Consider the following 11,112-nt stretch of genomic DNA (forward strand, 5'->3'; position numbering starts at 1 on the left):
TGGTCGACGGCGTCACTCCTCGGCGGCGTACCCCATCTGGTCGATGCAGCCCCGCATCCCCGACTCGTCCGCGTGCCGATGGAGGTTCGTCGGCGTGTCGCAGTGGTACGTCTCCCCGTCGTAGCGGAGGGCGACCTCGTGGCTGGCCCCGGCGACCTCGACGTCGACGAGGATCCGCCGGCCGTCGTTGAGCGCGTCGATGAGTTCGTCCGCGGACAGCTCGCCCGCCTCGACTCGGAGTACCTCGCTCATGGGTGTGATTCGGCGGTCGGCGAGTTAAAAGCGACCGATGCGTCTCGGCGTTTTCGGGGACCGAGTCGCTAACCGCTCTCACGTCGTCGTCGAGTCCGGGCCCCCCTCTTCGGCGGGCGGCTCGACGCCCTCGGCGGCCGCGACGTCGTCGGTCCGCTTCTCGGTCTCGACGTGCCAGCGGTCGATCTCGGACTCGTACTCGCCGAGGACCTCGGACACCTCGCCTTTCAGCTCGTCGTCGTTGACGTTCACCTCGAAGACGAACGTCTCGCCGTCCTCGGCGCGGGCGACCTCCTGGATGTTCGCGCTGACGAGCTCGTTGTCGAAGTAGTACGGCGCCATCTGGGTCATCACGTTCCGGTAGACGGCGTCTTCCACCTTCCGGAGCGCCTTCCGGCTGGCCGAGTCGGCCGCGCGGGCGACGTGTTCGATCGACTCCCCCCAGCTCTCGCGGGCGCTCTCCGTGTCGTTCTCCTCGACCTTCTCGTAGGACTCCGTGAGCTTCTCCCCGGCCGTCTGGAGGTCGTCTCCCGGCGACTTCCCCGCGCGCTCGCCTTTCCCCTCGTCGACGGAGGCCTGCGCCGCGGTCTTCTCCGAGACGTCCTCGTCGATGCGCTCGTGGGTCTTGGGACGCCACTCGTCGAACTCGTAGTAGGCGTCGCCGTCGACGCCGACCTCCCGGAGCGCGAGGGCGATCCGCTCGCCGTGTTCGACGACGTCGCCCCAGTCGCCGCGCACCTTGAAGCCGGAGATGCTCTCTTCCATCGGATGGCCCGGGGTAGGATACGGACGCGTATAAATCTCTTCGCGTGTCGCCGCCGGAGACGCCGCCGCTCTCGCGGCCGACGCCCTTTTGCGGCCGCCGCGGGAGGTGTTCGCATGGGATACCGCGTGGTCGACGTCGACGCCGTCGAACCGGAGCCGGACCGTCCCTGCGAGTGCCGGAAGCTGTCGGACCCGGGCGGACTCGACGCCGTCGCGATCAACCGCTTCCGCGCCGACCCCGGCGAACAGCTCCCGCTCGCGTACCACGCCCACGAGACCCAACAGGAGGCGTTCTACGTGATCGAGGGGACGCTCGCGGTCGAAACGCCCGACGAGACCTACGAGGTTCCGACCGGCGACCTGTTCGTCGTCGACCCCGGCAGCCCGCAGCGCGCGTACAACCCGGCCGACGCGACGGACCCGACGACCGTGTTAGCGGTCGGCGCGCCCCCGGCGACAGACGACGTCGTCGTCCACGAGTCGGGGGCGGACGAGTCGGTACCGGGACCGTAGAAACGGACGGGTCCGCCCGCGAAACGAGCCGCTCTGTTACGCGGCGTTGCCTTCGGGCAGCTCCTGCTCTTCTCCCGATTCCTCACCTTCCTCCAGCTCCGGTTCCTCGGTGTCGCCGGGACTCGGGCTGTGGATGTCGCTGTCGAGCGCTCCCCAGACCAAGTACAGCATCGCGGCGACCATCAGCACCGTCATCGCGATGCTGACCAGCGACACGGTGGAGGCGGACAGTACCATATCGCGAGTTCGACGACCGCAGCGTATCAACGTATCGGCTCGGACCGACCGCCGACCGTGCGTTCGCCGCCCGTCGGACGGGCAGCGAGCGGTCGATTCGCCACGTTTTAAGACCGTTCCGGGCTGGATTTCGGACAATGACGATCGAAGACCGAGACGACGCACACCTCATCACGCACGCGCTGGCGACGGACACCCTCTCGCGGCTGCGCGACGTCGAGACGGAGCAGGTCGCGTTCCGAAAGGGGCTCGTGAAGCTCGGCCGCATCTGCGGCTACGAGATCATCGACGGCGCGATGGAGACGGAGTACGTCCCCGTCGAGACCCCCCTCGCGGAGACGACCGGCGAGCGCGTGAAGGGGCTCGACGACGTGGTGATCATCAACGTCCTTCGCGCCGCGACCCCGTTCGTCGAGGGACTCCTGAAGGCGTTCCCCCGCGCGAAGCAGGGGGTTATCTCCGCCGGCCGCGACGAGGAGGCCGGGATGACCGCGGACGGCGAGTTCCCGATCACCATCGACTACGTGAAGCTCCCCGAGATCCGCCCGGAGGACACCGTCATCGTCGCGGACCCGATGCTCGCGACGGGATCGACGATGGTCGCCGTCCTCGACCACGTCCTCGACGAGGCCGACGACTTCGAGGACCTGTTCGTGCTCTCCGCGGTCTCCGCACCGGCCGGCCTCGTCCGCGTGAGCGAGGCCGTCTCCGAGGCAGACCTGCTGACCGTCGCCATCGACGACCACCTCGACGACGACGGGTTCATCGTCCCCGGCCTCGGCGACGCCGGCGACCGCGCGTTCCGGACGGTGTGAGGCTCAGTCCGACAGTTCCGGTGCCATCCTCCGGCGTTCCCGGCGCCGTCCCCCGTCCCCTCGTCGCCGTCCCCGACCCGTCGACGTACTTTTAAGAGCCGCCGCCGCGACCGGTACGACATGAGCGACGCGCCGACGACCGAGCCCTGCGACGCCTGCGGCGAGCCGACGACGGACGCGCTCTCGCGCACCGTCCGGCTGAGCGTCGACCGGGCGAACATCGACACCCAGCGGCTCTGCCCCGACTGCTTCGCCGACTGGATCCAGCGCTATCAGGACCGCCTCGGCTCCGGCGGGGACGAGGGCGACGACACCTCCGAGATCATCGTCGACTGAGACCAAACACTTTCGTTCCGGCCGACGACCGAACACCTTCGTTCCGGCCGGCAACGTCCGTTCCGACCGCCCGTCTTAAGCCGCGGCGGAACGGACCTCGACGTAATGGATCTCGCCATCGACGCCCCGGCCCCGGCGGCGCCCGACTGCGCCGCCGACGGGACGTGGCTCGCGTGTATCGAGTGCGACGAGACGTTCGCCCCGTTCGACGACGTCCGGTACACCTGCGACGACTGCGGCGGCCTGCTCGAAGTGCGGTACGCCGACCCGCCGACGTTCGACGAGTTCGGCGCGGGCGCGCCCTCCGACGGCCCCGACCGCGGCGTCTGGCGCTACCGCGAGGCGCTCCCCTTCGACCTCGGGGTCACCCTCCCCGAGGGCGACACCCCGCTCCACCGCGTCCCGCGCATCGAGGAGGCGGTGGGCGTCGACGCGCTCCGGATCAAACACGAGGGGATGAACCCCACCGGCTCGTTCAAGGACCGCGGAATGACCGTCGGCGTCCGCGTCGCGAAGGAGCTGGGCGTCGGCGCGCTCGCGTGCGCCTCGACGGGCAACACCTCTGCCGCGCTCGCCGCCTACGGCGGCCGCGGCGACATGGAGACGCTCGTGTTGCTCCCCCAGGGGAAGGTCGCCGCCGGGAAGGTCGCGCAGGCGAGCCTCCACGGCGCCCGAATCCTGGAGGTCGACGGCAACTTCGACGCCTGCCTCGACATCGTTCAGGAGCTGGCCGCCCGGGGCGAGGCGTACCTGCTCAACTCGCTGAACCCGTTCCGCTTAGAGGGGCAGAAGACGATCGGCTTCGAGATCTTAGAGGCGTTCTACGCCGATTACGGCGCGTTCCCGGACCGGATCGTCCTCCCCGTCGGCAACGCGGGCAACACCTCGGCGCTGTACAAGGGATTCCGCGAGCTCGTCCAGTCGGGCGCGCTCGCCGTCGACGAGGTCCCCAAGCTCACCGGCGTCCAGGCCGAGGGGGCCGCCCCGATGGTCGAGGCGATCGAAGAGGGGAACGACGAGATCCGGCGCTGGGAGGAGGTCGAGACGCGCGCGACCGCGATCCGCATCGGCAACCCCGTCAACGCGCCGAAGGCGATCCCCGGAATCCGCAACACCGGCGGCACCGCGGTCGCCGTGAGCGACGAGGCGATCACCGACGCCCAGCGCGACCTCGCCGAGGAGGGGGTCGGCGTCGAGCCCGCCTCCGCCGCGAGCCTCGCGGGCCTGAGGAAGCTCCGCCGCGAGGGCGTCGTCGCGGACGACGAGCAAGTGGTCTGCCTGACGACCGGCCACCTCCTCAAGGACCCCGACGCCGCCTACGAGGCCGGCGGCGACCCCGAACCGGTCCCGAACGACGTGGACGCGGTCGTCGAGCACCTACACGAGTAAAATCGACCAGAGGGGCGTCAGCATCGAATTTTAGTTGTTCGTCTCACAAACAGCCAACGGCGTGACCAGCGAACGGATCGAGATCAGCGAGGAGACGTACGATCGGCTCCATCGGCGGAAGCTCGGGGAGGAGCCCGTTGACGCGGTTCTCAAACGGTTACTCGATCAGACCGAACCCGACCGAGGCGACGAGTCGGACGATGAGTGACCGGACTATTCGGACATTCGACACTTTCGCTTATAAATCGAAACGCCCACTAGGAAACCCGCCCGGAAACTGCCGGTTGTGTTCGAGAGGGTGCGAGACGCCTACTCGTCGGCGCGCTCGTCGGCGCCGTCCAGCGTGATCTCGGTGATCTCGACGATCCGGTCGTCCGCGAGCAGCTCATCGATCGCGGCGTCGGGGACGGCCGAGTCGAGGTTGTAGACGGTGAGCGCCTCGCCGCCCTGCGTCTCGCGCCCGTTGAACATCCCGGCGATGTTCACGTCGTGGTCGCCGAGGACGGTGCCGATGAGCCCGATGACGCCCGGCTCGTCGGTGTTGCGCGCGACGAGCATGTGGCCGTACGGGACCGCGTCGACGCGGAACCCGTCGATCCGGACGATGCGGGCGTCCTCGCCGGCGAACAGCGTTCCCTCGACCGCGATCTCGTCGTCGCCGTTGCGCACGGTGACGCGGACGAGGCTCTGGAAGTCGTCGGTCTGTCGGGTCTTCGACTCCGTCACCTCGATGCCGCGCTCCTCGGCGAGCCGGGGCGCGTTCACCGCGTTCACCTGCCACTCCAGCGGCTCGAAGACGCCCTTCAGGGCGCTCGCGGTGACGAGGTCGACCTCCTCGGCGGCGATGTCGCCCTCGTAGGTCGCCTCCACCTCGGTGATCCGGCCGTCGAGCAGCTGGGCGGCGACCTTCCCGGCGGTCTCGGCCACGTCGATGTACGGCTCGATCCGCGGGAAGGCGCTCTCGTCGACCGAGGGCGCGTTGAGCGCGGTCAAGACCGGCTCGTCGTCGAACGCCGCGAGGACGGCCTCCGCGGTGTCGACCGCGACGTTCTCCTGTGCGGCCTCGGTCGAGGCGCCGAGGTGCGGCGTGAGGACGATATCCTCGACGTCGAGCAGCGGCGAGTCCGCGGGGAGCGGCTCCTCGGCGAAGGAGTCGAGCGCGGCGCCCGCGAGGACGCCGTCGTCGACCGCCTCGGCGAGCGCGTCCTCGTCGACGATGCCGCCGCGGGCGCAGTTGATGAGGTAGCCGCCCTCCAGCTGGGCCAGCTCGGCCTCGCCGATCATCCCCTCCGTCTCGGGGAGGAGCGGGGTGTGGATCGTCGCGAAGTCGCCCGCGGCGAGCGCGTCGTGGAGGTCCTCGACGAGCTCGGCGCCCATCCGCTCGGCGCGCTCCTCGGAGATGTACGGGTCGTAGACGACGAGGTCCATCCCGAGCGAGTCGAGCCGCTTGGCGACCTCCTGGCCGACGCGGCCGAGGCCGACGATGGTGAGCGTCTTGTTGTTCACCTCGGTGCCGAGGAACTCGCCTTTCGCCCACTCGCCGCCGACGAGGCGCCCGTGCGCCTGCGGGATCGAGCGCGCGACGGCGAACGTCATCGCGACCGTGTGTTCGGCGGCGGCGCGGACGTTGCCCTCGGGCGCGTTGGCGACGATGACGCCGTGGTCGGTGGCGGCCTCGATGTCGATGTTGTCGACGCCGATGCCGGCGCGGCCGACGATGACGAGGTCGGTCGCGGCCTCGAAGACGGCCTCGTTCACGTCGGTCCCGGACCGAACGATCAGCGCGTTCGCGTCGGCGACGGCGTCGAGCAGCGCGTCGCCCTCGCTCTCGTAGTCGGTGACGACCTCGTGGCCGGCGTCTCGGAGTCGGTCCAACCCCGCGTCCGCGATGGGGTCGGTCACGAGTACCTTCATGCCGAAACGCACCCGCGGCGCGGGGTTAACGCTTTCCGAATCGCGCCGTTTTGCCGCCCGGACGGATCCGCGCTCGTGGGTATCGACCCCTCCGTTTCCGGTGGAGAATGCGCGTTCGTGGGTATCCTCGCCGTCGGTACTCCCTTTTATACCCGGGCGCATGTGGTCGTATGGACCTCACGATCGCGTTCGTCGGCGTCGGCGCCATCCTCGCGCTGACCGCCGTGAGCGCCTTCTTCTCCAGCTCGGAACTCGCGGTGTTCTCCGTGCCGACCCACCGGATCGACTCGCTCGTCGCGACCGACGCCCCGGGCGCCCGGGCGCTGTCGGCGCTGCGCGACGACTCGCACCGCTTCCTCGTCACGGCCTTAGTGAGCAACAACGTCGCCAACATCGCCGCCGCCTCGGTCGCGACCGCGGTGTTCGTCCGCTTCGGGTTCTCCGGCGGCGAGGCGGCCACGGGGTCGACGCTCGTCACCTCGCTCTTCGTCATCGTCTTCGGCGAGATCGCGCCGAAGTCGTACGCGGTCGCGAACGCCGAGAAGCACGCGCTCCGCGTCTCGCGGGTCGTCGTCGCGATCCAGCGCGTCCTCCGCCCCGTCCTGTACGTGTTCGAGGCGCTGTCGGGCGTCGTCAACCGCTTCACCGGCGGGGAGTCCGACATCGAGTCGTACCTCTCCCGCGAGGAGATCGCGACGCTCGTCCGGTCGGGCGAGGCCGCGGGCGCGCTCGACCCCGACGAGGGCGCGATGATCCGCGGCGTCCTCGACTTGGAGACCACGACCGTCGCCGCGGTGATGGTCCCGCGGACCGACGTCGTCGCGCTCCCCGACACCGCGACGCCGGCGGACGCGCTCTCGCGGGCGGCGAGCGAGGGCGTCACCCGGATGCCCGTCTACGGCGAGAACCGCGACGACGTGGTCGGGATCGTCGACGTCCGGGACGCGATCCGCGCGGACGAGTCGGGCGCCGATCTCGCGAGCGCGCTCAGCGAGCCGGCGTTCGTCCCCGAGACGAAGCCGCTCGACGAGCTGTTCGCCGAGATGCGCGCGAGCGAGGCGCGGATGGTGATCGTCGTCGACGAGCACGGCGCGGTCGTCGGGATCGCGACCTTGGAGGACCTCTTCGAGGAGGTCGTCGGCGAGCTGGTCGGGCGCTGGGAGACGGACGCCGTCGACGTGGTCGCGCCCGACGCCGCCGTCGTCCGCGGCTGGACGACCGTGACGCACCTCAACGAGACGCTCGGGCTCTCGCTGCCCGCGGGCGCGGGCGCCGAGACGGTCGCGGGCCTGATAACCCGACAGCTCGGCCGACTGCCCCGGGAGGGCGACCGCGTCGCGGTCGGCGACGTCACGCTCGCCGTCACCGGCGCGACCGCGACGCGGGTCACCCGCGTCCGGGTCGAACACGCCGACGAGAACGGGTTCGCCGCGGCTCGCGGGAGCGGCGACGAGCCGGCGGGCTCCGCGTGACCGTCGCCGTCGCCCGCGCGGCACCACACACATAACACAACATACATCTGCGTCCGGCGGGTCCCGGAACACACGTTCTCGATCATGGTGAGCCGCTGGGCGTGTGACCGGTGCGGGTTCGTCGCGTGGACGCGGGACCGCTCGGAGATGGCCGACGTGACGGGGTCGCACCTGCTCGCCCACCACTCGGACGCGCTCTCGAAGTCGGACTTCCGCGTGAGCTGGGACTGCCCGTACTGCGCCACCGCCAAGACCGCCTACGACACGGACGGCGCGGTCGCCGAGTTCAAGGCGCACCTCCACGACCACGTGGTCGACCGGATCGCCGACGGGGTCCACGTGGCCGACCGGCTGGGATGGGACGGCGTCGTCCGCGTCGACGCCTCGCCCACCGGCGGCGAGGCCGACGCGCTCCGGACGCACTTTCACGGCGCCGCGGGGCTCGTCGTCGCCGTGACGCCGACGCCGGAGCGACTGGTCCGCACGCTCGACGAGCGCCTCGCGTCGTGGCCCCGCCGGACGGTGATCGTCACCACCGGCGAGTACGACTTCGAGGCGACCCCCGACGTCGACTTCGAGGGGCTCGACGTCGAGCTCGTCGAGCTCGACCCGCGCCTCTCCCCCGACGAGGTCGGCGAGACCGTCTCGCGGATCCTCGACGCCAACCACGAGTCCGGCGAGCGCGTCTCGCTGGAGGTGAGCGTCTTCGGCCAGATCGTCGCCGCCTTCGACGTCGAGCGCGCGGTCGCGTTCGTTCGCATGCTCGCTGCCCGCCTCGCGGACGCAGAGGGAGTGTTACAGCTGTACGTGGACGCCGACGCGGACCGAAACGTCGCCACCGTCCTGAACTTCCTCGACGAGACGATCGACCTGACGGTCGCGGTCGACGACGGCCGGTTCGTTCGCCGGCCGTAGGCGCCGTCTCTCCGACTCTTCGCCCGTCTAGCCCTCGTAGCTCTCCGTGTAGTCCGCGGGCCAGCGGACGTAGACGTACTCCACGTGCCGGTCCGCGGCCGCCTCGACGACCGCCCGCTTGAACCGTCGCAACACCGCTCTGGCGCGCTCCCGCGCCGCCTCGGAGGCGGTCCCGTCGCTCGCGAGCGCCCGGAGCTTTCGCTCGACGTCGACGCCGAGCGGCGGTTCGCTCCCGCGGTCCGGCCCCTCCGCGGACCCGTCCGCCGAGGCTATCCGCGGCAGGTACGCGGCGGCGAGGTCCGCAACCAGTCGGTCCCGGTGGTCGAGCGCGTCGATCAGCCACTCGACCGCGGTCGACCGGTCGGCGGCGGCCGGGTCCGCCGCTTCGAGGAGCTCACAGTACAGCCACGCCGCGTACCGCTTGGTCTCGGCGTCGACGCGCTCTCGCGATCCGGAGACCGCGCTCCCGCTTTCTCCCGCCCGGTCGGCCGCGGTTCGCTCCGCGGCGACCGCCCGGAACACCGCGAGCGGGCCGTCGGTCTCGAACGGTCGCTCGGTGAGGAGGCGGTCGCGAACGTCGCCCGCGGGGACCGCGTCCGCCCCGGCGACCACCGCGGCGACGGACCTCGCGGCCGCCCGGCGGACCGCCTCGGAGGGGTCCCGTAGCGACCCGATCAGCACCCCGGTCGCGTCCCGTCGGTCGAGCGCTCCCAGTCGTTCGACGACGACGAGGCGGAGCCGCTCGTTCCCGCGCCGCGCCGCGAGCGCGAGCAGTTCGACCGCGTCGTCGCTGTCCATCGCGACGAGCGCGTCGGCCGCGGCGCCGCGCACGAGGTCGTTCGGCGCGTTCACCAGCGGTCGGACCGCCTCGACCGCCTCGCCGCCGACCCGCGCGTATCCCCTGACGGCCCGGGCGCGGACTCGGGCGTCGTCGTCGTCGAACGCCTCGCGGAGCCGGGGTGCGGCACCCCTCCCGCCGACCGCCGCCAGCCCGGTCGCCGCGACCATCCGATACGCGGCCCGATCGTGTTCCAGCCACCGGGCGAACGTCTCCGCGGCATCGCGTCCCGCCGCCCGGGATCCGCTGCCCGCGCCGTTCGCCCCGTCTTCGCCGTCGCCCCGCCGCTTCGCGATCCGCCGCGCCAGCCGGTCGACGTGGTCGTCGCCGTGGAAGTACAGCGACTCGATCGCCGCCGCGCGGACGGCCTCGTCGGGGTCGTCGAGCGCGGTCTCGAACAGCGCCTCGACGATCCGCTCGGCGGCGGCGCTCATCGAGCTGGAGGGGTTGCCGAGCGCCTCGGCCGCCTCGCGCCGCGCCGACGCGTCGAACCGCCGGTCGAGCCGCGCCAGCGCCGGGGGGTCACCGTCGGTCGGTCGGCCGCTCCGCCCGGCGCCGCCGCTCTCCGCCGATCCCGTGGCGCCCTCCGATCGCGGCCTGTCGTCCATCTGTGAACCCCTCACCGATCCGGTACGTTAAACGTACGCCCGCGGCTATCACCGGTGAGAATCGACGCCGGTCGGCGAGCCGGACCTCACGGTCCGAGCCCGAACTCTCGGACGGTGTCGTACTCCGGTCCCGACGCGGTCAGCGTCGACTCGACCAGCCGGATCTCGTCGACCGAGAACGATCCGACCTCCGGGTCCGTCGCGTCGAGCGCGTCCCGGACCGCCTCGGCCCCGGTCGCGTTCTCGACGCGGCCCAGCGTCACGTGCGGCGTGAAGTCGTGGTCGGCCGGGTCGACGCCGAGCGCGGTCGTCTCGACTTCGAGGGCCTCGTGGAGCGCGGCGAGGTCGTCGCCGCCGCGGTCGACCCCGGCCCAGACGACCGAGACGTACTCGCGGTTCGGGAAGACGCCGAGGCCGGCGACTGCGCATTTAAATGGGGAGACGGTGGCGCGGTCGACCGCGCGCTCGCCGGCCTCGATGACGTCGTCGACGGTGGGGGTGTCGTCGGAACCGGCGTCGTCGCCCTCCGCGACCTCGCCGAGGAACTTCAGCGTCACGTGCGCCTGTTCGGGGTCGACGGGGTTGACGCCGGGTGCGTCCGCGAATGGGGCCTGCGCGTCTGCGATGGCAGGCGCGAGGGAGTCGGGGAGGTTGACGGCGAAGAACGCTCGCATTACGTGTGAGTTTTTGATCGAGTTTGTTTATAAGTGTCTGGCGTAGTGTCGCTCGTTGATTTATAAACTACTCTCAGCGAGACGGACACCTCCAAAGTCCCAGCCGTCCGGCTATATACGCCTGATAATAGACCTACAGAGAACGCCTCCAAAGCCCCAGCCGTGAGGCCGGCGGACGCTCGCTGTGCTCCTCGGTCGCTCACTCCGTTCGCTCCCTGCGGTGCTTACATCGCCTCCGCCGGCCTCACGGCTGCCCCTTTGAGTCCCGCCCCGCACCGCACGGCACCGAAACCTCACCCCTCCCCAGCCTCGTCGCCCGGCCTCCGCTTCGCTCCGGCCGGGCGACTCCCTCGCGCGGTGCCGTTCGCGGCCGCCGGGGCGGCC

The 11,112-nt window shown here is 71.0% G+C and carries 13 protein-coding genes; 7 read left to right on the forward strand and 6 right to left on the reverse strand.

Translation table 11 applies throughout. The features are described from left to right. Positions 1 to 12: 12 nt before the first annotated feature. Together AC4NMM_RS11255 and AC4NMM_RS11260 are read right to left on the reverse strand one after the other, a co-directional pair. Positions 13 to 252 (reverse strand): DUF8001 family protein, encoded by a 240-nt coding sequence (locus AC4NMM_RS11255; RefSeq protein ID WP_096394243.1) that lies wholly within the window; start codon positions 250 to 252, stop codon positions 13 to 15. 78 nt (positions 253 to 330) lie between these two features. Then, a complete protein-coding gene (locus tag AC4NMM_RS11260) occupies positions 331 to 1,017 on the reverse strand; it encodes a DUF5828 family protein (RefSeq protein WP_096394244.1) in 687 nt (228 codons plus the stop codon). 114 nt (positions 1,018 to 1,131) lie between these two features. Here AC4NMM_RS11260 and AC4NMM_RS11265 point away from each other — a divergent pair, with 114 nt between their 5' ends. Further along, positions 1,132 to 1,530: a cupin domain-containing protein gene (locus AC4NMM_RS11265; protein WP_491924292.1), complete on the forward strand. Its 399-nt coding sequence runs from the start codon at positions 1,132 to 1,134 to the stop codon at positions 1,528 to 1,530. A 36-nt stretch (positions 1,531 to 1,566) separates the two neighbouring features. Here the strand turns inward: AC4NMM_RS11265 and AC4NMM_RS11270 are convergent, their stop codons facing one another. Beyond that, complete coding sequence (locus tag AC4NMM_RS11270; RefSeq protein WP_491924293.1) at positions 1,567 to 1,767, reverse strand: hypothetical protein; 201 nt, start codon at positions 1,765 to 1,767, stop codon at positions 1,567 to 1,569. 137 nt (positions 1,768 to 1,904) lie between these two features. On the opposite strand from AC4NMM_RS11270, the gene upp reads away from it, so the two are divergent. The 4 genes from upp to AC4NMM_RS11290 all read left to right on the forward strand — a co-directional run bounded on the left by upp (position 1,905) and on the right by AC4NMM_RS11290 (position 4,515). Beyond that, entirely contained in the window at positions 1,905 to 2,582 is a 678-nt protein-coding gene (gene upp, locus AC4NMM_RS11275; RefSeq protein ID WP_491924294.1) for a uracil phosphoribosyltransferase, read from the forward strand. A gap of 120 nt (positions 2,583 to 2,702) precedes the next feature. Beyond that, positions 2,703 to 2,918, forward strand: coding sequence for a DUF7569 family protein (locus AC4NMM_RS11280; protein ID WP_004599263.1), 216 nt, complete (start codon positions 2,703 to 2,705; stop codon positions 2,916 to 2,918). Between the two features lie 105 nt (positions 2,919 to 3,023). Beyond that, complete coding sequence (thrC, locus tag AC4NMM_RS11285) at positions 3,024 to 4,307, forward strand: threonine synthase (RefSeq protein WP_491924295.1); 1,284 nt, start codon at positions 3,024 to 3,026, stop codon at positions 4,305 to 4,307. A 61-nt stretch (positions 4,308 to 4,368) separates the two neighbouring features. After that, positions 4,369 to 4,515 carry a hypothetical protein gene (locus tag AC4NMM_RS11290; protein ID WP_157745943.1) on the forward strand — a complete coding sequence of 49 codons (147 nt, stop codon included), beginning with the start codon at positions 4,369 to 4,371 and terminating at the stop codon, positions 4,513 to 4,515. A 101-nt stretch (positions 4,516 to 4,616) separates the two neighbouring features. Here the strand turns inward: AC4NMM_RS11290 and serA are convergent, their stop codons facing one another. Then, positions 4,617 to 6,221: a phosphoglycerate dehydrogenase gene (gene serA, locus AC4NMM_RS11295; protein ID WP_491924296.1), complete on the reverse strand. Its 1,605-nt coding sequence runs from the start codon at positions 6,219 to 6,221 to the stop codon at positions 4,617 to 4,619. Positions 6,222 to 6,391: 170 nt separating this feature from the next. Between serA and AC4NMM_RS11300 the strand changes: the two genes are divergently transcribed. Continuing rightward, the gene (locus tag AC4NMM_RS11300; RefSeq protein WP_491924297.1) at positions 6,392 to 7,693 is read left to right on the forward strand and encodes a hemolysin family protein; all 1,302 of its coding nucleotides are present in this window, start codon (positions 6,392 to 6,394) and stop codon (positions 7,691 to 7,693) included. Between the two features lie 84 nt (positions 7,694 to 7,777). Then, entirely contained in the window at positions 7,778 to 8,608 is an 831-nt protein-coding gene (locus AC4NMM_RS11305) for a DUF7504 family protein (protein ID WP_491924298.1), read from the forward strand. Between the two features lie 27 nt (positions 8,609 to 8,635). On the opposite strand, the gene AC4NMM_RS11310 is transcribed toward AC4NMM_RS11305, so the two are convergent. Together AC4NMM_RS11310 and thpR are read right to left on the reverse strand one after the other, a co-directional pair. After that, positions 8,636 to 10,054: a HEAT repeat domain-containing protein gene (locus tag AC4NMM_RS11310; protein WP_096394258.1), complete on the reverse strand. Its 1,419-nt coding sequence runs from the start codon at positions 10,052 to 10,054 to the stop codon at positions 8,636 to 8,638. An 86-nt stretch (positions 10,055 to 10,140) separates the two neighbouring features. Further along, the gene (thpR, locus tag AC4NMM_RS11315) at positions 10,141 to 10,728 is read right to left on the reverse strand and encodes an RNA 2',3'-cyclic phosphodiesterase (protein ID WP_491924299.1); all 588 of its coding nucleotides are present in this window, start codon (positions 10,726 to 10,728) and stop codon (positions 10,141 to 10,143) included. Between the last annotated feature and the right edge of the window lie 384 nt (positions 10,729 to 11,112).

The organism is Halorubrum sp. SD41 (assembly GCF_058630335.1).